This window comes from Rhodococcus sp. NPDC127527, assembly GCF_042672245.1.
In the GTDB taxonomy this organism is placed as follows: Bacteria; Actinomycetota; Actinomycetes; order Mycobacteriales; family Mycobacteriaceae; genus Rhodococcus_G.
Genome location: NZ_JBHXVP010000005.1, coordinates 136,573 through 157,620, shown reverse-complemented (window position 1 = coordinate 157,620; position 21,048 = coordinate 136,573). Strand labels below are relative to the sequence as shown.

16 protein-coding genes and 1 pseudogene are annotated in these 21,048 nt (G+C 70.7%); 4 read left to right on the top strand and 13 right to left on the bottom strand.

Annotation, left to right across the window (positions count from 1 at the left end; translation table 11 throughout):
• Positions 1-575: 575 nt before the first annotated feature.
• The 6 genes from ACFVH2_RS11115 to ACFVH2_RS11090 all read right to left on the bottom strand — a co-directional run bounded on the left by ACFVH2_RS11115 (position 576) and on the right by ACFVH2_RS11090 (position 8,902).
• The gene (locus ACFVH2_RS11115; RefSeq protein WP_378425503.1) at positions 576-1,796 is read right to left on the bottom strand and encodes a lipase family protein; all 1,221 of its coding nucleotides are present in this window, start codon (positions 1,794-1,796) and stop codon (positions 576-578) included.
• Between the two features lie 86 nt (positions 1,797-1,882).
• Entirely contained in the window at positions 1,883-3,604 is a 1,722-nt protein-coding gene (gene cydC, locus ACFVH2_RS11110; RefSeq protein WP_378425712.1) for a thiol reductant ABC exporter subunit CydC, read from the bottom strand.
• Positions 3,605-3,627: 23 nt separating this feature from the next.
• Positions 3,628-5,328 carry a thiol reductant ABC exporter subunit CydD gene (gene cydD / locus ACFVH2_RS11105; RefSeq protein WP_378425505.1) on the bottom strand — a complete coding sequence of 567 codons (1,701 nt, stop codon included), beginning with the start codon at positions 5,326-5,328 and terminating at the stop codon, positions 3,628-3,630.
• The gene (gene cydB, locus ACFVH2_RS11100) at positions 5,325-6,350 is read right to left on the bottom strand and encodes a cytochrome d ubiquinol oxidase subunit II (protein ID WP_378425507.1); all 1,026 of its coding nucleotides are present in this window, start codon (positions 6,348-6,350) and stop codon (positions 5,325-5,327) included. Before cydB ends, cydD begins: the two co-directional genes overlap by 4 nt.
• A gap of 14 nt (positions 6,351-6,364) precedes the next feature.
• Complete coding sequence (locus tag ACFVH2_RS11095; RefSeq protein WP_378425509.1) at positions 6,365-7,861, bottom strand: cytochrome ubiquinol oxidase subunit I; 1,497 nt, start codon at positions 7,859-7,861, stop codon at positions 6,365-6,367.
• A 168-nt stretch (positions 7,862-8,029) separates the two neighbouring features.
• Entirely contained in the window at positions 8,030-8,902 is an 873-nt protein-coding gene (locus tag ACFVH2_RS11090) for an aminodeoxychorismate lyase (RefSeq protein WP_378425511.1), read from the bottom strand.
• Positions 8,903-8,985: 83 nt separating this feature from the next.
• Between ACFVH2_RS11090 and ACFVH2_RS11085 the strand changes: the two genes are divergently transcribed.
• The 4 genes and pseudogenes from ACFVH2_RS11085 (at position 8,986) to ACFVH2_RS11070 (ending at position 12,075) form a co-directional block, all read left to right on the top strand.
• A complete protein-coding gene (locus ACFVH2_RS11085; RefSeq protein WP_378425512.1) occupies positions 8,986-10,113 on the top strand; it encodes a YgfZ/GcvT domain-containing protein in 1,128 nt (375 codons plus the stop codon).
• 2 nt (positions 10,114-10,115) lie between these two features.
• Positions 10,116-10,778, top strand: a complete 663-nt coding sequence (locus ACFVH2_RS11080; RefSeq protein WP_378425714.1) for an MOSC domain-containing protein — start codon at positions 10,116-10,118, stop codon at positions 10,776-10,778.
• A gap of 17 nt (positions 10,779-10,795) precedes the next feature.
• A pseudogene (locus ACFVH2_RS11075) lies at positions 10,796-11,646 on the top strand (asparaginase); the annotation flags it as partial.
• Between the two features lie 222 nt (positions 11,647-11,868).
• On the top strand, positions 11,869-12,075 hold the full coding sequence (locus ACFVH2_RS11070; RefSeq protein WP_378425514.1) for a DUF3073 domain-containing protein: 207 nt from the start codon (positions 11,869-11,871) through the stop codon (positions 12,073-12,075).
• Between the two features lie 153 nt (positions 12,076-12,228).
• Here the strand turns inward: ACFVH2_RS11070 and purM are convergent, their stop codons facing one another.
• The 7 genes from purM to purL all read right to left on the bottom strand — a co-directional run bounded on the left by purM (position 12,229) and on the right by purL (position 21,035).
• Positions 12,229-13,317, bottom strand: coding sequence for a phosphoribosylformylglycinamidine cyclo-ligase (gene purM, locus ACFVH2_RS11065; RefSeq protein WP_378425516.1), 1,089 nt, complete (start codon positions 13,315-13,317; stop codon positions 12,229-12,231).
• Between the two features lie 133 nt (positions 13,318-13,450).
• Positions 13,451-15,058, bottom strand: coding sequence for an amidophosphoribosyltransferase (gene purF / locus ACFVH2_RS11060; RefSeq protein ID WP_378425518.1), 1,608 nt, complete (start codon positions 15,056-15,058; stop codon positions 13,451-13,453).
• 106 nt (positions 15,059-15,164) lie between these two features.
• On the bottom strand, positions 15,165-15,551 hold the full coding sequence (locus tag ACFVH2_RS11055; RefSeq protein ID WP_378425520.1) for a sterol carrier family protein: 387 nt from the start codon (positions 15,549-15,551) through the stop codon (positions 15,165-15,167).
• The gene (locus ACFVH2_RS11050) at positions 15,548-16,219 is read right to left on the bottom strand and encodes a CPBP family intramembrane glutamic endopeptidase (RefSeq protein ID WP_378425522.1); all 672 of its coding nucleotides are present in this window, start codon (positions 16,217-16,219) and stop codon (positions 15,548-15,550) included. Before ACFVH2_RS11050 ends, ACFVH2_RS11055 begins: the two co-directional genes overlap by 4 nt.
• A 50-nt stretch (positions 16,220-16,269) precedes the next feature.
• Positions 16,270-16,860: a GNAT family N-acetyltransferase gene (locus ACFVH2_RS11045; protein WP_378475703.1), complete on the bottom strand. Its 591-nt coding sequence runs from the start codon at positions 16,858-16,860 to the stop codon at positions 16,270-16,272.
• 83 nt (positions 16,861-16,943) lie between these two features.
• Entirely contained in the window at positions 16,944-18,683 is a 1,740-nt protein-coding gene (locus ACFVH2_RS11040) for an alpha/beta hydrolase (protein WP_378425716.1), read from the bottom strand.
• A gap of 72 nt (positions 18,684-18,755) precedes the next feature.
• Complete coding sequence (purL, locus tag ACFVH2_RS11035; protein ID WP_378425526.1) at positions 18,756-21,035, bottom strand: phosphoribosylformylglycinamidine synthase subunit PurL; 2,280 nt, start codon at positions 21,033-21,035, stop codon at positions 18,756-18,758.
• Positions 21,036-21,048: the final 13 nt, after the last annotated feature.

Genomic DNA, 21,048 nt, shown 5'->3' with positions numbered 1-21,048 from the left:
ACAGTGTTTTTTTGTTCGGCTGCTTATTTTGTTTTTACTACACTTCATCCCGGCCGGCCCCATCCCATCACGGTATTTTCAGTTGCGTCAGACCGAGTGAACGGAAGCGTTCACTCGGTCTGACGCAACGAACGTGCCGTTCACTCCGACGGTCGGCGGGCATCCGAGGGTGCTTTCGTCGCGGAAGATCCGGCGCCGCGACCGCCGACGAACCAACGCGGCCACCTTGGCTGGAGTGGACCGGTTCGTCGACGGGCGGGAGGAGGTCCACGACGACCCCTGCAAGTGCGGACCGCAGAACGGCCCCCGAGCCATACCGTCGACGGACGCTTGTCGTCGCACGGTCCCGGTCAGGAACCGGGGGCTCGGGGGCCGGGTGGCTGCCTGGGATTCGCCAGCCGCGCACGCGGTCAGTGATTCCCTTCAGCGGTAGCGGCTAGCTGACAGCCACCTCACGCGTCCTGTAGTTCTTCAACTTCAGACCACCTCCTTCCTCGTGTACGGACGAAAGTACGCTCGCCTCCGGCGCCCCGCAATCGAATAAATCGGCCGCCCTGCCAGCGGCGGAGCCGCGACTAGCAGGTGGACGGCGCGGGGTCACCGCGGAAGCGACCCTCCATCCAGTCGATGGCCTGCCCCAGGCCGAGGACCGCCGCGGAGAGGTGGTCCGGGGTCGGGGTGAGCAGCGTCTGCACGGGGGTTCCGGCCCCGCAGTAGCGGTGCAGGGTGTTGTCGATCGCGTCGACCGGGATCAGGCCGTCGGTCGGGCTGTGCCACTCGAAGATCGGCGCCTTCGGCACGCCCGGATACAGCTCGAGGCTGTTCTCGTCCATCACCTTCCACGCCACCGGGTCGTCCATGAAGTTCTGCTTGTCGGTCATCTGCCCGGCGCTGCGGCCGATGCCCCAGAACATGATCTCGTTGGTGCAGCCGTTGCCGATTCGCTCGACGAGCTGCCGGCCCTGGTCGTTGAGCAGCGAGGTGACGTTCATGCGGTCGGGGTACTCGCGCTCGAGTCCCAGCGCGGCCGCCATCGCGAGGCCGAAGGCCGGGTGCGGATTGGTGCCCAGCGCGGCCGCCATCTTCCCGAGGTTCATCGGCACACCGCCCTCGGCCGCGCCGACGATGTTCAGCTCCGGGGCGTAGGTCGGGGCCAGCGCCGCCGCCCATGCGGTCGCCATCCCGCCGCCGGAGTATCCGCCGAGGCCCACCTTGCTGTGCGTCACCTGCAGTTCCGGCACCCGCTGCACCGCCCGGATTCCGTCCAGAGTGATCTGACCGCCGAGCTTGGCCGCACCGTAGGCCATGCGCGGGCCGAGATGGTCGGGCAGCGCGACGGCCCAGCCACGGGCCAGCGCGATGTTCAGGCCGGGCGCCTCCCGGATCTGGGTGAACGGATCCGTCGTGTACAGCTCGGTGGCGATCTTGCACTTGTTACCGAGCGCATTGATGATGTGCTGGTACGACATCAGGGGCGCGTCCGGGACGTGGTTCGGCGGCATCAGGAAGGTCGTGTTCGCCGCCATCGGATGCCCCTCGGAATCCGTCGTGCGGAACAGCAGCTCCCATACCGCACTGCCCGGGAAGTACAGGTTCGGCGGCATCTGCCGGATCTTGAGCACGTCACCAGGCGCACGGGACGCGAGATCGGGGGGCGCGCTGAAGAACGGGTCCGGGTCCGCGACCGGGTAGATCGGCAGGGCGGCGGCGCTGCCCACCCCCACCGTGGCCACCGCCACAGCCGACGCCAATCCGACCACGATGCCACCGACCAGCCTGCGCATCAACGCACCCATGACCACTCCCCAGTCGTTAGGACGTTCGATCGAGCATGTCCGCGAGAACTATGCCAGCGCGACCGGACCGCCCATCGGGTTTCTTGTCACCGCTTGGTCTCGAGAACCGTCTGTTCGGTCTCGATCCGATCACAGCCGCCGTTCGACGCGCCATCGCCGCCGAGATCGACCACCAGGTCGGCGCCGCCGTCACCCGGCAGTTGGTGCGTCACCGCGACGACGGTCCGGCTCGGCGCCACCAGGCCTCCGCCGCGAGCGAGCAGGGCCCGCAGGATCGCGGCGCCGTCCTCCGCGTCGAGGTGCTCGGTCGGCTCGTCCAGCAGCAGCACGCTCGCGGGCGAGACCAGCGCCCGGGCCAACAACAGGCGACGCCGCTGGCCCCCCGACACGGACCGCCCGCCGGCCGCGAGGGTGGTGTGCACCCCGTCCGGCAACTCCGAGACCCACTCCCCCAGCCCGACCGCCGCCAGCGCGGCGAGCGCGGCTGCCTCGTCCAGGTCGCCCCGCGCCACCCGCAGATTCTCGAGCAACGAGGTGTCGAACAGGTGCGCGTCCTCCGCGAAGAACCCGACCTCCCGCCGCAGCGACGCCGGGTCGACGTCGGCGACCGGATGCCCGTTCACGGTCACGGCTCCGCCCACCGGGGTGAGCAGTCCCGCCAACGTCATCAGCAGCGTGGTCTTGCCCGCCCCGCTGGGTCCCACGATCGCGGTGCGCGATCCGGGTGCCAGCCGCAGGTCCAGGGGCCCGGTCGCAGCGCCGGGCGTCCGGTCGCGCGCAGGCCAGCCACAGCGCAGCGACTCCGCGTCCAGGCGGACCGGCGCAGTCAACGCGACATCACCTGTCGGAGCGCCGGTTTCGTCCGCACGGTCGAGCAGGTCCAGCACCCGCGCCGCGGCCAACCGGGCCCGCGTCAGCGCGACCGCCGCCCCGGGCAACGCGGAGGTGGCCTCGAAAGCGGCGAGCGGAACCAGGACCAGGATGGCCAGCGACATCGGCGTCATCGCGCCGGGCGACCCGCCGTCCGGTCCGTAGAGTGTCGTACCGATCAGCAACGAGCCGAGCACGCTCGCACCGATCGCGAGCGGGGTCGCGGCGCCGGCGAACGCGGACGGGATCGCGGCCCGGTCGGTCGCACGGACCACCTCGCCGTCCCAGCCGCGCGCCCGCAGGACCGTCTCGTCGAGTCGGCCGGCGACCCGCAGTTCGGCGGCGTGGTCGAGCGCGAGGACCGCGGTCTCGGCGAACCGCGCCGACGCCAGCGCGCCGTCCGCCTCGGCCATCCGGGCGGCACGCGCGGACATCATCGGCGCCAGCACGCCGGAGACGGCGAGCGCGGTCGCGAGCACCAGAGCCGCCGCGGGCGAGATCAACGCGAGCCCGACGACGGCGGCGACCGCCAGCACCGCGGACACGGCCATCGGGATCAGCGCCCGCACCACCACGTCGCCGAGCGCGTCGACGTCGGCGCCGGTGCGCGCGAGCAGGTCTCCGCGCCGCAGCCCCGCGGCCGCCGCCGGGTCGCCTGCGGCGAGCCTGCGGTAGATGCCCGCCCGCGCGGCGACGGTGCCGCGCAGAGCGGCGTCGTGGGTGGCCAGCCGTTCGAGGTACCGGAACAGGCCGCGCGAGATGCCGAGCGCCCGCACCGCCACCACCGCGACCGACAGGTCCAGCACCGGCGGCATCTGCCACGCCCTGGTGATCAGCCAGGCCGACAGCGCGGCCAGCGCCAGTGCGCTGCCGAGCGTCGCGACGCCCGCCGCGATCGCGGCGAGGACCCGACGGGGGCTCAGCTCGAGCAGCCGCATGGCGCGGGGCAGCGGGTTCCGGGTCACGCGGGCACCCCCGCGTCGGCGGCGACCGTGACGACGGTGTCCCCGGCGGCCAGGACGGCCTCGCGGTGTCCGACCACCACGACCGCGGCCCCCCGCACGGCGAGTTCGCGTACCGAGGCGAGCACCCGCGTCTCCGTCTCCGGATCCAGGTGGGCGGTCGGCTCGTCGAGCAGCACCAGACGCGCATCGGAGAGCAACAGTCGGGTCAGGGCGAGGCGCTGGCGCTGGCCGAGCGAGAGTCCGAGTCCGCCGACACCGACTCGGGTGTCCCAGCCGTTCGGCAGCTCGGCCAGCACATCGTCGAATCCCGTTGCTGCGCATGCCCTGTCGACGAGCTCGGGGTGTGCGTCGACCGGCCCGGTGAGATCGAGGTTCTCGCGGAGTGTCCCCGGGATCAACACCGGATGCTGTGGCAGCCAGGCCACCTCGCGCCACCACTGCGGGCGGTCGAGGTCACGCACCGGCGTCCCGCCGACCGTCACCTCGCCCTCGTCTGGCTCGGCCAGCCCCAGGACCAGCTGCAGCGCGGTGGACTTCCCGGCCCCGTTGGCCCCGGTGAGCACGGTGACCCGCCCGGCCTCGAGCGTCGCGTCGAGACCGCGCGGCGCCAGGCCGGCGCGGGCGCGGACGCCGACCCCCCGCAGCACGACCGGCCCCGCCGGTACGGGCGTCCGGGCGCGGCGACCGGACTCGCCGCGCCCGTCCAGGATCCCGAACGCCTTGTCCGCGGCCGCCATTCCGTCGTCGGCGGCGTGGAACTGGGCGCCGACCATCCGCAGCGGCAGGTACACCTCCGGGGCGAGGACCAACGCGATCACCCCCGCCCGCAGGCCCATGTCCCCGAAGACGAGGCGCAGCCCGATGCTCACCGCCACCAGCGCGACCGACAGCGTCGCGAGAAGTTCGAGCACCATCGAGGACAGGAACGCCACCCGCAGCGAGGCCATCGTGCTGTGCCGGTGTTCGTCACCGAGTTCGCGAACCCGCCGCTCGGGCCCGCGCTCGCGCCCGAGTGCCCGCAGGGTGGGCAGGCCGGCGAGCAGGTCCAGCAACTGGGCCGAGAGCGCCGTCATGGTCCTCAACGAGGCTGCCGCCTTGCCCTTGGTGAGCAGCCCGATGAGGATCATGAAGACCGGGATCAGCGGCAGCGTGATCACCACGATCACCGCGGACGTGGGGTCCACGAACAGGATCACCAGCAGCGCCAGCGGCGTGACGGTGACCGCGAGCAGCAGCGCCGGCAGATACCCGGTCAGGTAGGCGCGCAGGCCCTCGATCCCACGGGTGAGGACGGTGGCCAGCTCGTCACGGCGAGGGTCGAGTTCGCGCGCGGGCAAGGCGGTCGCGGCTCCGAGGACCTCGTCGCGCAGCTCGCCGATCACCCGCGACGCGGACCGGTGCGCGTAGCGGGTGTGCGCCCACGTCGCGACCGTCCGCACCGCGACCGCGCAGGCGAGCACCGTCAGTTCGGTGCCCCAGGCGCCGACGGTGCGGGCGGCCGGGTCGGTGATCACCCCCGCCAGCACGGTCCCGATCATCAGCGCCGAGACCACGACGGTGGCGGTGACGATCAGCGAGAGGATCACGGTGAGAACGAGATACCCGCGGGCGGACCGCGAGTACCGCCACAGCCGCGGATCCACGGGTCCGCGACGGCCGTCCTTCGCGGCCGTCGCGGGCACGGACTGGACCGTCACTGGCGCGACTTCGCGGGGAGCCCGATCGACGGCGGGATCTGCGCGGTCGAAATACGCTGCCGGAACACCCAGTACGTCCAGCCCTGGTAGATGAGGACGATCGGGGTCAGGAACGCGGCCGCCCAGGTCATCACCTTGAGGGTGTACGGACTCGACGACGCGTTGTAGATGGTGAGGTTGTACGCCTCGTCGATCGTGGACGGCATCAGGTTCGGGTAGAGCGAGCCGAACAACAGTGCCACCGTGGCGATCACCGCGACCGTGGTGAGCACGAAGGCCCATCCCTCGCGCGCGACCGCGGTCAGCGCGACCACGCCGAGCAGGGCCGCGGCCGCCACCGCGACCAGGATCCAGGTCCACCCCTTGCCGTGGGCCAGCTGGGTCCACAGGACGAACGCCCCGGCCACCACGACCGCCGGAATCGACAGTCGCGCCGCGACTTTCACCGCGTCCTCTCGAACGTCACCGGCCGTCTTGAGCGCCAGGAACACCGCGCCGTGCAGGGCGAACACCAGCGCGGTGGTCGCCCCGCCGAGCAGGGCGTAGGGGTTGAGCAGGTCGAAGAAGCCGGAGACGACCTTCTTGTTCTCGTCGATCGCGACCCCGCCCACGATGTTCGCGAAGGCGACGCCCCAGAGCACCGCGGGCACCCACGAGCCGATCATGATGCCGGCGTCGCAGCGAGCCCGCCAGGTCGGATCGTCGATCTTGCCGCGCCATTCGATGGCGCAGATCCGCAGGATCAATGCCACCAGGATCAACAGCAGCGGAATGTAGAAGCCCGAGAACAGCGTCGCGTACCAGTCCGGGAAGGCCGCGAAGAGCGCACCGCCCCCGGTGATCAGCCACACCTCGTTGCCGTCCCACACCGGGCCGATCGTGTTGAGCAGTACTCGCCGCCTGGTGTCGGTCCGACCGAGCACCGGGAACAGCATGCCGACACCGAAGTCGAAGCCCTCGAGGACGAAGTAGCCGACGAAGAGCACCGCGATGAGGATGAACCAGAATTCCTGAAGTCCCATGGTCTTCTCCCGCCTCAGTACGCGAACGACAGTTGCTTGGGCTCACCCGGCTCCTCGGGCTCCTGCTCGTCGCCCGGCGGGTGCTTGTCGTGCTCGGACGGCCCCGCCACGACGTATCTGCGCATCAACACGAACCAGACCACGCCGAGGGCGGCGTACAGCAGGGTGAAGGTGATCAGCGAGGCGACGACCAGGCCCGTGGGGTGGTCCGACACGCCCTGGTCGACGGTGAGCCGAATCATGTCCACCCCTGTCGGATTCGGATGCACCACCCAGGGCTGCCTGCCCATCTCGGTGAAGATCCAGCCGGCACTGTTGGCCAGGAACGGGGTCGGGATCATCAGTATCGACAACCAGCCGAACCACTTCTTGTCCGGCACGCGGCCACCGCGGGTCATCCAGAGCCCGACGACCGCGAGCAGCGCGGAGCCCGCTGCGAGGCCGATCATCGCGCGGAACGACCAGTAGGTGACGAACAGGTTGGGCCGGTAGTTGCCCGGGCCGAACTGCTGCTCGTACTGCACCTGCAGATCCTCGACCCCCTGCAGGGTCACGCCGGTGAACTGGCCCTTGGCGAGGAAGGGGAGCACGTAGGGCACCTCGAGGACGTGGGTGACGCCCCCGCAGTTGTTGTGGGTGCCGATCGTCAGGATCGAGAAGTCGGGATCGGTCTCGGTGTGGCACAGCGATTCCGCCGACGCCATCTTCATCGGCTGCTGCTCGAACATCAGCTTGCCCTGGATGTCGCCGGTGATCCCGAGAGCGACCCCGGACGCCACCATCACCCACAGCGCGAGAATCGTGACCGGACGGAACATGGTGCGCGCGGTGGCCTCGCGCTCGGCGGCGACCGCGGGCTCGGCGGCCTCCGCGGCCTTGCGCATGTTGCGCACCATCCACCACCCGCCGACGCCCGCGACGAAGGTGCCGGCGGTCAGGAGCGCGCCCGCCACCACGTGTGGGAAGGCCGCCAGCGCAGTGTTGTTGGTCAGCAGCGTCCAGATGCTGGTGAGCTCGGCGCGACCGCGCTCCTCGTTGTACACCGCCCCGACGGGGTGCTGCATGAACGAGTTCGCCGCGATGATGAAGAACGCGGAGGCGTTGACGCCGATCGCGACGAGCCAAATCGTCGCCAGGTGAACGAGTTTGGGAAGCCGGCCCCAACCGAAGATCCAGAGGCCGAGGAAGGTCGACTCGAGGAAGAACGCGACCAGACCCTCGAGCGCGAGCGGCGCGCCGAACACGTCCCCGACGAAGCGGGAGTACTCGCTCCAGTTCATCCCGAACTGGAATTCCTGCACGATGCCAGTGGCGACGCCGAGGGCGAAGTTGATCAGGAACATCTTGCCGAAGAACTTGGTCAGCCGGTACCAGTGGTCCTTCTTGGTGACCACCCACATCGTCTGCATCACCGCGATCAGAGGCGCGAGCCCGATCGTCAACGGCACCAGAATGAAGTGATAGACGGTCGTGATTCCGAACTGCCAGCGTGAGACATCCAGTGCGTCCATGGCTACTCCCAGACAGGGCCCGTTGGACAGGCTTGCCGGCACTGAGTCGTGGGCTGACGCCTCAGTCCCGCTTCAAAAGGTAACGCCCGCGGCATCACGCCGCAGGCCTTTATCTACTACGTAACGTAGTAGCAATGTCAACTCGAGCGGGAGGCGAAACCGGGACCGTCAGGCCGCGTCCTGTTCGGCGCCCACGGTCTCCGCGGCCAGGTCAACGAGGGTGGACAGCTCCTCCGCGATCTCCGGAACCGGCAGGGTCAGCCCGTTGAGGGTGTGCACCCGTGCGGCGAGAGTCACACTCGACAGCAGCCAGAGCCCGTCCGCGAGAATGAGATCCGCGGGCCGCAGCGGCTCGACCCGGCAGCTGAACCGGTGCGAGCCGGCCGCCTCGAACAGCGCCTGCTGCGTGGTGCCGGGCAGGATGCCGTGCTCCACCGGCGGCGTGATCAGGGTCCGGCCGCGCGAGATGAGCACGGTCGACCGCGGTCCCTCGAGGACGAGACCCTCGCTGCTGGTGAAGATCACGTCGTCCGCCCCGAGCGAGTGGGCGTGTCGCAGCGCGGCCATGTTCGTCGCGTAGGACAGCGTCTTGGCGCCGAGAAGTTGCCACGGCGCCGTCGCCGCGGTGTCCACCGAGTAGCCGCGGGGCAGCGTGCGCACCGAGATTCCGTCCCGCCGGGCGAGTGCGACCCGCTCGGCGACCGGGCCGATGGTGAGATAGCCGGTCGGCCCCCCACCGCTCTCGCGGCCACGACTGAGCACCAGGCGCATCACGCCCTCGCGCGCGCCGCCCCACTCGTCGAGGGCCAGGCCCACCGCGATCCGCCAGTCGTCGAGGTCCGGCACCGGCAGGTCCAGCGCCGCCGCGGAATTGCGCATCCGGGCCAGGTGCAGCTCGATCGTGCAGGGTGAACCGTCACGGACCAGGATCGTCTCGAAGACCCCGTCACCGCGCACCGCGGCGAGGTCGTCCGCGTAGAGCAGCGGGGCGTCGGGGTCGTGCACGGTGCCGTCCAGGGTCACCAGAACCTGATCAACCATGGCACCAGCCTATCGACGCCCAGCCGCGCGGGGGGTGGCGCCGCGCGGACTCGCCCGCTCCGCGCCCTCCCTACACTGGGAGTGTGTCCGATTCGCCGAGCGTCACCCCGAGTCCGCTGCTCACCCGTCCCGGCGCCGTCCCCGCCCCGGACGACTCCCCCGACGCCGGCGTCGCCTGGCACTTCGGCGACCCGCTCCGCGAGCAACGCAGCGCCCAGACCGCGGCGGCCGTCGTCGACCGGTCGCATCGCTTCGTGCTGTCCATCTCCGGCCCGGAGCGGCTGACCTGGCTGCACACCATCTCCAGCCAGTACGTGGCCGACCTGCCCGACCGCGCGTCCGCCGAGAACCTCAGCCTCGACGTCAACGGCCGTGTCGAGCACCACTTCGTGCTCACCGACCTCGACGGCGTCACCTGGATCGACACCGAGGCGCCCAACGGACCCGACCTGCTCGGTTTCCTGCAGAAGATGGTGTTCTGGGCGAAGGCCGAGCCGAAACCCGCCGCCGACATGGCCGTTCTCAGCCTCCTCGGCCCCGACGTACGACGGCCGAAACTCCTGGCCGCCCTTGGCTTGAGCCGGCTTCCCGACGTCTACGGCGCGATCCCGCTGGACGGCGGCGGGTTCCTGCGCACCATGCCCTGGCCCGGTGAGAACGCCTGGGACCTGGTGGTGCCGCGGGACCGGCTCGCACACTGGTTCACCACCCTCACCGAGGCGGGCGCCGCACCGGCGGGTAGCTGGGCGTTCGAGGCGCTGCGGGTCGCGTCCCTGCGCCCGCGGATCGGCATCGACACCGACGAGCGCACCATCCCGCACGAGGTGCACTGGATCGGCGGGGTCGACGAGCACGGCGCGGTGCACCTGGACAAAGGCTGCTACCGCGGCCAGGAGACCGTCGCCCGCGTGCACAACCTCGGCAAGCCGCCCCGGCACCTGGTGCTGCTGCACCTCGACGGTTCGGCCGACACCCGGCCCGAGCCCGGCGACCCCGTCACCGCGGACGGTCGGGCGGTCGGCCACGTGGGCACCGTCGTCGATCATCACGAGCTCGGCCCGATCGCGCTGGCGCTGGTCAAGCGCACGGTGCCGGCCGACACCCCGCTGGTCGCCGGCGGGGCCGCCGCGGCCATCGACGCCGACTCGGTGCCCAGCTACGACTCGATCCAGCCGGGCCGCGCCGCCGTCGACCGGCTGCGCGGGCGGTGACCGTGCAGGGCCGGGTCGACGCCGTCTGCGTCGTGTACGCCGAGCGCGACAGTGGGACCCGGCGCGTGCCCCGCACCGCCATCGACAAGCGTCCCGTCGACGTCCCGGTCCGCATCGGTCCGCACGGCCTCACCGGTGACCACGTGTGCGACACCGAGCACCACGGCGGTGCGTTCAAGGCCGTGTACGCGTACCAGCAGGACGAGGCGCAGCGCTGGGCCACCGACCTCGGCCGCGACCTGCCCGCCGGCTGGTTCGGCGAGAACCTGCGGATCAGCGGGATCGCGGCGAGCGATGCGGTGATCGGTGAGCGCTGGCTGGTCGGCGACGGCGAGACCGCCGCGGAGCTCGAGGTGACCGGCCCGCGGACGCCCTGCGGCACCTTCGGCGTCTGGTCCGGCGAGCCCGGCTGGGTCAAACGGTTCGCCGAGCGCGGCGACACCGGCGCCTACCTTCGGGTGGTCCGGGCCGGACAGGTCGCAGCGGGCGACCCGATCCGGCGTGTGCACGTGCCGGGGCACGCCGTCACGGTGCGGGACCTGTTCACCGGACGCGACCCGGAGGCGCTGGTCGCGTTGCTCGCGCAGCAGCCCGACCTGTCGCCTACAGTCGCGGACAAGGCACGCCGACGGATCGCCGGGGCGAAGGTGCAGGTGGAGTATTGAGCGTCGAACTGGTCGAGGTGGTTCGCTCCGGGTTCCGCGAGTGCGTGCACCGGGGATCGCTGGTGGTCCTCGACCCCGCCGGTGAGGTCCGCCTCGCGCTCGGCGAGGTGCACACCCCGATCTACCCGCGGTCGTCGAACAAGCCGATGCAGGCGGTCGCCCTGCTGCGCAGCGGCTTCGAACCCACCGGCAGCCGCGAGCTCGCGATCGCGACGTCCTCGCACGAGGGCGAACCCGGCCATGTGGCCGCGGTGGACGCCCTGCTCGCCCGGCACGGGTTGACCGAGAGCGATCTGCTGAGCCCGCCCGCGCTGCCCGCCAACGAGCTGGCCAGGGCCCGGCTCCTCGCCGCCGGCGCCGCACCCCGGCGCATCTTCATGAACTGCTCCGGCAAGCACTCGGCCATGCTGGCCGCGTGCGCGGCGAACGGGTGGCCGCGCGAGAGCTACCTCGACCCCGGGCACCCGCTGCAACGCGCGGTCCTCGAGACGATCACCGAACTGTCCGGCGAGGCCGAGTACGAGCTCGGTATCGACGGCTGCGGGCTACCGGTGATCCCGCTGTCGCTGACGGCGCTGGCGCGGGCCTTCAGCGCCCTCGTGACCGCGCGGCCGGGGACCGCGGAGCGATCGGTGGCCGACGCGATCCGCAAGCACCCCTGGCTCGTCTCGGGCACCGACAGGGACGACGTCCGGCTGATGTCCGCGGTGCCCGGACTGCTCTGCAAGGCCGGGCCGACGGCGTGCATGCGGGCGCGCTGCCCGACGGCACCGCGTTCGCGCTGAAGATCGACGACGGCGCGGAACGCGCGCGCCTACCGCTGACCGTCGCGCTGCTGCACCGGATCGGGGTCGAGTGGACCGAGGACCTCGCCGAATTGGCCTCGCCCTCGGTGCTCGGCGGCGACGTCCGAGTGGGCACGATTCGGGCGATTCCGGACGCGCTGAGATAAATCAGACACTCGCCGGGGGCAGGGGAGGGAGCGCTCGACTCGTTCTCAGGCTAGAGTGTGTGTCAGGAAGAAATACACACTCAAACGGGGCCGCCAAAAATTCCCAGGCCGCCCCGCGGAAGCGCGAGGGGGTTGGCCATGGGCCGCGGCCGGGCTAAGGCAAAGCAGACCAAGGTTGCACGCGAGCTCAAGTACAGCTCGCCGTCCACGAACTTCGACAGCCTGCAAAAGGAACTGTCCGGAGGTTCGTCCAGCTCCCACCGGAACGGGGTCCTCGCCGACCAGCGTTCCGACGACAATGCGTCGCGTTGGGATGATGACGAAAACGACGACTGGCGCCGCTGACACGGCGAAGTACAGCGCAATGAGGGGGAGCCCACCGGCTCCCCCTCATTTCAGCATGTGCGGTCGGCGCGCAATCTCGACCTGCTGATCACAAGCGAACGGGCCGTTGACCTCCCCGCGAGGGGAAGGTCAACGGCCCGTTCGTTTGTCAGATCAGAAGCGCGGGTGCTCGCCCACCAGCCGGACGAGGTCCGACCCGTCGTGCTTGTCGGAGGCCTTGGCGACCGTGCCGAGGGTCCAGCAGTCGATGTGCCGGGCGGTGAGCACGGCCAGCGCGCGGTCCACGTCCTCGGGCGCGACGATGGCGACCATACCGACGCCCATGTTGAACGTCTGCTCCATCTCGGCGCGCTGCACGCGACCGCGCTGGGCGATCATCGCGAACACCGGTGCGGGGCTCCAGGTGCCGCGGTCCAGCTCGGCGACCAGGCCCTTGGGCATGACCCGCGCGAGGTTGTTCGCCAGTCCACCGCCGGTGACGTGGCAGAAGGTCCGCACGTCGGTCTCGGCGATCAGCGCGAGGCAGTCCTTCGCGTAGATCTTCGTGGGCTCGAGCAGCTCCTCGCCGAGGGTCCGGCCGAACTCCTCGACGTGCCCGGTCAGCGACATCCGGTCGATCTCGAGCAGGACCTTGCGGGCCAGCGAGTACCCGTTCGAGTGCAAGCCCGACGATCCCATCGCGATCACCACGTCGCCCGGGCGCACCCGGTCGGGACCGAGCACGGCATCCGCCTCGACCACGCCGACACCGGTGGCCGACAGGTCGTAGTCGCCGTCGGCCATCAGGCCCGGATGCTCGGCCGTCTCGCCGCCGAGGAGCGCACAGCCGGCGATGATGCAGCCGTCGGCGATGCCCTTGACCAGTTCGGCGACCCGCTCCGGGACGACGCGTCCGACCGCGATGTAGTCCTGCAGGAACAGCGGCTCGGCACCGCAGACGACGAGGTCGTCGACGACCATCGCGACCAGGTCGAGGCCGAGGGTGTCGTGCTTGTCCATCGCCTGGGCGACGGCGATCTTGGTGCCGACGCCGTCGGTGGAGGCGGCGAGCAGCGGCTCCTTGTATCCGCCCTTGAGCGCGAACAAGCCGGCGAAGCCGCCGAGCCCACCCATCACCTCGGGTCGACTGGCCTTCTTCGCGAGCGGCGCGAACAGCTCGACCGCCCGGTCACCCGCGGCGATGTCCACCCCCGCCGCAGCGTAGGAGGCGCCGGTGGGGCGGGGGTTCTGGTCCTCGGTCATCGGGTTTCAAGCTCCAGCTTGTTCTCGCCAGTGCCGTCGAGCACTGTCTGGTTGGTCTAGATGGCGTGACACTTGTACGACCCGCAAGTATGCGGCCTTCATGCCCCGGCTGCCTGCCATTGGGCGACGAGGGCTACGGACGGCTGAGCGCACTCGCGTTGTCGTTGTCCTGGTTCGCGGCCACACCGGCCGTGCTGTCGAGCATTCCCTCGAGCACGTTCTTGCCGATCGAGTTCTCGCTGGGCAGCGCGATCGGGTAGTTGCCGTCGAAGCACGCCGAGCACAGGCGCGAGGCCGGCTGCTCGGTCGCGGCGATCATGCCGTCGATGGAGACGTATCCAAGGGTGTCCGCACCGATCGACCGGCGCACCCCCTCGAGCATCTCGTCCATGCTGTGGCCGGTCACCCCGCCGGGCTCGCTGGCCCCGGCCCCGTTGGCGATCAGCTCCGCGGGCGAGGCGAAGTCGATGCCGTAGAAGCAGGGCCACTTGACCGGCGGCGAGGCGATCCGCACGTGGATCTCGAGCGCACCTGCCTCGCGGAGCATCCGGATCAGCGCGCGCTGAGTGTTGCCGCGGACGATGGAGTCGTCCACGACGATCAGTCGCTTGCCGCGGATGACCTCCTTGAGCGGGTTGAGCTTGAGCCGGATGCCGAGCTGACGGATGGTCTGCGACGGCTGGATGAAGGTGCGGCCGACGTAGGCGTTCTTCATCAGACCCTGGCCGTAGGGGATTCCCGAGCCCTGCGCGTAGCCGACCGCGGCCGGGGTGCCGGACTCGGGAACCGGGATCACCAGATCGCCGTCGACCGGATGTTCCTTGGCCAGCCGACGACCGATCTCGACGCGGGTGGCGTGCACCGAACGACCGCTGATCGTGGAATCGGGGCGGGCGAGGTAGACGTACTCGAAGACGCAGCCCTTCGGGGTGGGCGCGGCGAAGCGGGACGACCGCACACCGTCGGCGTCGATGGCCAGCAGCTCACCCGGTTCGATCTCGCGGACGAACGAGGCGCCGACGATGTCGAGTGCGGCAGTCTCGCTGGCGACCACCCAACCGCGGTCGAGGCGGCCCAGGCACAGCGGGCGGACGCCGTGCGGGTCACGCGCCGCGTAGAGGGTGTGCTCGTCCATGAAGGTCAGGCAGAACGCCCCGCGCAGGGTCGGCAACAGGTCCATCGCGGCCTGCTCGATCGTGCGGTCGGCCGCGACGTGCGCGAGCAGCGCGCCGACGATGTCGGAGTCGGAGGTGGCGCCGCCCGGACGCTTGTCGTTGATCAGGCCGTACTCGCGGGCCCGCTCGGCGAGTTCGGCGGTGTTCACCAGGTTGCCGTTGTGGCCGAGCGCGATGCCCGTGCCCGCCGCGGTGGTGCGGAAGATCGGCTGCGCGTTCTCCCACGTCGTCGAGCCGGTCGTGGAGTAGCGACAGTGCCCGACCGCGACGTGGCCCGGCATCGCTCCGAGGGTCTGCTCGTCGAACACCTGACTGACCAGGCCGAGGTCCTTGAAGACGAGGACCTGCGAGCCGTCGGCGACGGCGATGCCCGCCGCCTCCTGGCCGCGGTGCTGTAGCGCGTACAGGCCGTAGTACGTGAGTTTCGCCACATCCTCGCCGGGAGCCCAGACGCCGAAGACGCCACACTCCTCGCGGGGCGGCTGCTCGTCCTGGTCGGACAGGCCCGTGTCGGGGGCCGCAGCGAGGAGATTCGGACTGTTGACCGACAATTCGGCTGAAGTCACCGGGGTTGCTCCCTTGGGGATGGGTGTGGGGGGCACGACCAGTCTACGGCCCCCTTCGAGGTGCTCCGACCACCGGTGTCCGTGGCGGTCGGCCGTGCCCGTTCGGTCACAGGCGCAGCAGCGGCAGCCAGTGCGCGATCTCCGGCGCCCTCGTCCCGGATGCGGTGAGCTCCCCCGCACTGCCCGCGTCGTCGAAGGTCCGAGCCCCGGTCACCAGCAGCAACCAGGTGCGCGGATCGGTCTCGACGACGTTCGGCGGGGTGCCACGGGTGTGACGCGGCCCGGCCACGCACTGCACCGCGACGAACGGCGGGACCCGGACCTCCACCGACGAGCCCGGCGCGACGTTCTCGAGTGTCCGGGCACTGAGCCGGACCGCCGCGGCCAACTCGGCCCGTGCCGGCTTCGGTGCGGTCTCGTCGGCGAGCCAGTCCCGGACCGCGAGCAGCGCGGCCCGCAGCTCGGCTGGATCGATCTTGCGTCGCGGTGTCACCGGGCCAACCTACCGGCCGCCAGCTCCGCGGCCGCGGCCCCGCCTGCGTTCACCGACAAGTGCAGCAGCGCCGGCGCGATCACGCTGCCGCTGCGGCTGCGCAGCAGCTCGAACAGCAGCGACGCTGCCGATGTCAGGGCGACTGTGCCCGCAACCGAGTCACCCGCATCGCGCGCCGGGCGGACGTGCCAGAGCCCGAAAGTGACCGCCCCGAACACGGTGGCCCCTCTCGGAAAGGCCCGACGCAGCAACGCGTAGAGCACCGACCGGAACGCGAGCTCCTCGGCCAGCACGGTACCGAAGGGGATGTGCACGAACACCCACTCCGCGAGGTCGGCCCGCCGAGCCCCCGCTGCCATCCGGGACCGGATCGCCGGCGTCGCCACCATCGCCGGGTACACCAGCAGCGGGATCGTGGCCGACGCCGCACCCCACCGCAGTCCCGCCCCCGGCTTCCGCCAGCCCAACTCGTCCGCGGACAGTCCGGCCGCCACCGCGGCGCCGCTCAGCCCGACCGCGGCCACGGCGTTCGCCGCGGCCCGACCGCGGGCACCGAAACCGAACCGCGGCAGCACGACGTTGTTCCAGCCGACCAGACCGACCGCGCAGCCGACCGCGGCGGCCGTCCGTCGGACCTCGACCGAACGGGACCGTGCACTCGATCTCATCGACTGAATGATCCCGGAACGACCGTGCTCACGTCACGAACAACCAGAGGTCACTTCGCCGATCGGCGCGCGACCTGTGCACCCAGCCCCTCCCGCACCTGTGGCCATTCGTCGGCGGTCACCGCGTAGACCATCGTGGTCCGCCAGGTGCCGTCGCGTCGGCGCGCGTGGGAACGCAGCGCACCCTCCTCGGTCGCACCGATCGAGGTGACCGCGGCACGCGAACGCAGGTTCCGGTCGTCGACGTTCAACTCCGCCCGTCGCGCCCGGAGAACGCCGAAGACATGCTCGAGCAGAAGCAGTTTCGACTCCGGGTTGATCGCGGTACCCCGCACCCTGGAGGAGAGCCAGGTGTACCCCACCGTGACCCGGCCGTGCAGTTCGCTCATGTTGTAGATCGAGGTCGTGCCGACGATGTCCCCGGTCGAGGCGTCCAGCTGCGTGAGCGTCTGCCGCCCGGACCGCAGCGCATGCTCGACGGAGGCCGCCGACGGCGGCTCCGACTCGATCCCGTACGGGAAGTAGCGCAACGTCTCGGGATCGTCGTGCGCCCGGGCCAGTCCCTCGACGTCCGCCATCGTGGTCGGGCGCAGCACCACGAATTCGCCCTGCAGCGTGGGCGTTTCACTCCAGAAATCCATCATCGTCCCCCTCGTGAATTCGATGCTGCAGCGTACCGCCGGCACCCGCCGCTCCCCGGTGTTCGCTCAGGCGGGGACCGGGATCACTTCTCCGGGCCCTGGGTGTCCGCGATCGCGACCAGCGTCGCGCGGACCCGCTCGGTGTCGGCACTCGTCCACCCGTCCGGCGCCGCGATCGCCACCCACCCGTCGAGGACGGTGGTGCCGTAGTTGTGGCCGTGCCCGTTCGGCACCCCGGCCGCGTTGGCAAGGTCCGCCGAGACCTGCCAGAAGGTGACGAACGGGAACCACCGCATCTGCGGCAACCGGTCGTCGCCGGGCGCCTCGGACAGCCAGTCGGGGCGCTCGAAGAGCAGGTCCGTCGACCACCACACCACCGGGTCGGAGGGGTGCTGGATGTAGAGCACCCGCGGCGGCCACCACGGTCCCGGTGGCTTCGCGATATCCGCGGCGTCGTCGGCGAATCGCACGACCAACCCGTCGGAGTACACCGGCTCGACCTCGGAGCTGCCTGGGTCTCGCCGCGAAACCAGCTGACGCCAGAGCACATTCGAGTTCGGCGGGCCCACCCACAGCACACCGTCGACCGTGTTGCGAATGTCGGCGAGGCCGTCGAAGGCCCCCTCCCCCGACTGGACGCCGAGGCTCTCGCCGTAGACGTAGAGCTTGGGTCGGGTCTGCGGCGGCTTGGTCAGCCAGCGCTCGTGCACGGTGTCGATCAGTCGTTTGCCGGCCTCGGCCGCCTTCTCCCGGTCCGCGAGGAAGGAGATCCAGCTGGGCAGGTACGAGTACTGCGCGGCGACCAGCGCCGAGTCGCCGTTGTGCACCAGTTCCATCGCCTGCGCCGCGGTCGGGTTCACCCAGCCGGTGCCGGTGGTCGGGATGATCACCAGCACCTTGCGCTCGAACGCGCCGGCGCGTTCGAGCTCGTCGACCAGTAGGTCCATCCGCTCCTCGACGGTCGGGGCGCTGTCGAGGCCGACGTAGACGCGGATCGGTTCCTTGGCCGGGGTGCCGTTGGCCTGACTCAGCTGTTGCGCGTCGAGTCCGCGGGAGACGAAGTTGCGCCCCTCGTAGCCGAGGGAGTCCCAGGACACCAACGAGGCCGGGCTGCCGGACTTCTCGGGCGACTCGGGCTGGACCACTCCCGCACGCGTCGTGTCGTTCTGGGAACTGAAGGCGTAGTTCGCGAAGGCGTAGAGCTCCTTGACCAGCACGCCGGTGACCAGGGCGTAAGTGAGGATCGCGACGAGCGCGAAGCCGAGCGGAAGCGCCGCCTGCCGGGGCATCCGCAGCCAGCGGATGAGGTAGCGGGCCACCAACCGGCCGAGGTCGCGCAGTACCCGCCACACCGAGATGATCGCGGCCCCGACGAGCATGCTCAGTCCGCCGGTCCGGATGTAGCCGGTGGTGGTGGTGCCCTCGGCGTTCATCAGCGCCGACAGTTCGCGCTGCCAGTCCGCCGCGTACACCAGCATCACCACGACGGCCAGGATCGCGCCAACGACCACGGCGACCTTCAGTGCCTGCATGTACCGGAGCGGCAGCGGCCACCACGACCGTTTCGCGAGGTAGAAGCGGTACACCGCCCATCCGATCGCGGTGCCGACGCCGTACCCGATGGCCGCGCTGATGCCGCCGATCAGCCCCTGGAACAGCCAGTCGCGCGGCAGCAGGGACGGGGTGAGCGACCAGCAGAAGAACAGGGCCGCGAAGGCGATACCGGTGAAGTCGAGTCGCAGCAGCCCCCACGCCCAGGCGACGAAGGGATGCCGGTCCGCGAGGCGGTCGGCTCTCGTGTCCCCGATCCGGCCCGAGGACACGAGAACCCCGGACTGCGCGGGTACCGCCCGCGCCGTCCCGGGGTCCTGTGCCTCCTCGGTACCTGTCAACGGCTACCCGAACAGGGCCGGGAGGGTGCCCTCGTGGGTCGTCCGCAGTTCCGCCAGGGTGACCGAGAACTGGCCCTGGACCTCGATGGAGTCGGACCCCTCGTCGACGACACCGATCCGCGTCCACGGCAGGTTGCGGGCGCTGCACATGCCGGTGAACCGGGTCTCCTCGGTGCGCGGCACCGCGACCAGCACGCGCCCCGCGGACTCGGAGAACAGCGTGACGAACGGGTCCGCACCCTCGGGGAGCAGGATCCGGCAGCCGGTCTCGCCCGCCAGCGCGGCCTCGACGACGGCCTGCGCGAGGCCGCCCTCGGACAGGTCGTGGGCGGCGGAGATCAGGCCGTCGCGGGAGCCGGCGAGCAGGATGTCCGCCAGCAGCTGCTCACGGTCGAGGTCGACCTTCGGGGGCACGCCGCCGAGGTGGTCGTGTTCGACCTGCGCCCAGATCGAGCCGTCGAACTCGTCGTGGGTCTCGCCCAGCAGGATCAGCGTCTCGCCGGGCTCGAGGCCGAGTCCGGTCGGGATGCGGCGGTGCACGTCGTCGATGACGCCGAGCACGGCGACCACCGGGGTCGGCAGGATCGCGGTGGCGCCGGTCTGGTTGTAGAAGCTGACGTTGCCGCCGGTGACCGGGATGCCGAGCTTCGCGCAGCCGTCCGCGAGGCCACGCACGGCCTGCTGGAACTGCCACATCACGCCCGGGTCCTCGGGGGATCCGAAGTTGAGGCAGTTGGAGACGGCCTTCGGGGTGGCACCGGTGACCGCGACGTTGCGGAACGCCTCGGCGAGCGCGAGCTGTGCGCCGGTGTACGGATCCAGCGCGGTGTAGCGGCCGGAGGCGTCGGTGGCCAGGGCGATGCCGCGGCCGGTCTGCTCGTCGACGCGGACCACGCCGGAGTCGGCGTGCTCGGCGAGGACGGTGTTGCCGCGCACGTAGCGGTCGTACTGCTCGGTGATCCACTTGCGGCTGCACAGCTGCGGCGAACCGATCATCTTCAGCAGGGTGGCGCGCAGCTCGTCCGCGGTCTCGGGGCGCTTCAGGTTCGCGGTGGTGTCGGCGATCAGCGCGTCCTGGCTGTCGGGACGCTGGATGGGGCGCTCGTAGACGGGGCCCTCGTGCGCGATGGTCCGTGCGGGCGCGTCGACGACGGTCTCGCCGTGCCAGTCGATGACCAGGTGCTCGCCGTCGGTGACCTCACCGATGACGGTGGCGAGGACGTCCCACTTCTTGCAGACGGCCATGAACGCGTCGACGTTCTCGGGGGTCACGACCGCGCACATGCGTTCCTGCGACTCGCTGGAGAGCACCTCGGCGGCGGTCATGCCGGTGGCACGCATGGGGACGCGTTCGAGGTTGATGTGCATGCCGCCGTCACCGGCCGCGGCCAGCTCGGAGGTCGCGCAGGACAGCCCGGCGCCGCCGAGGTCCTGGATGCCGACGACCAGCTTCTCGCGGTACAGGTCGAGGCAGCACTCGATGAGCACCTTCTCCGTGAACGGGTCGCCCACCTGCACGGCGGGCAGCTTCTTGGGCCGGCCGCCCGAGCTCTCGTCGAAGGTCTCGGACGCGAGCACGGACACGCCGCCGATGCCGTCGAGGCCGGTGCGGGCACCGAACAGGATGATCTTGTTGCCGACGCCGGACGCGAACGCCAGGTGCAGGTCCTCGACGCGCATCGCGCCCGCGCACAGCGCGTTGACGAGCGGGTTGCCCTGGTAGGAGGCGTCGAACACGGTCTCGCCGCCGACGTTGGGCAGGCCGAGGGAGTTGCCGTAGCCGCCGACGCCACGGACGACGCCGTCGACGACGCGACGGGTGTCGGGGTGGTCGGCCGCACCGAACCGCAGCTGGTCCATGACCGCGATCGGTCGGGCGCCCATGGCCATGATGTCGCGGACGATGCCGCCGACGCCGGTCGCGGCGCCCTGGTACGGCTCGATGTACGACGGGTGGTTGTGCGACTCGACCTTGAAGGTCACCGCCCAGCCGTCGCCGATGTCGACGACGCCCGCGTTCTCACCGATACCCGCGAGCATCGACGAACGCATCTCGTCGGTGGTGGTCTCGCCGAAGTACCTCAGGTGGACCTTGGAGGACTTGTAGGAGCAGTGCTCGCTCCACATGACTGAGTACATGGCCAGCTCGGCATCGGTGGGGCGACGGCCGAGGATCTCCCGGATGCGGGCGTACTCGTCGTCCTTGAGACCCAGTTCCTTGAAGGGCTGGGCGACGTCCGGGGTCGCGGCGGCGTTGGTGACGGTATCGACCTGCGAGGACACTGGAAACGGGGTC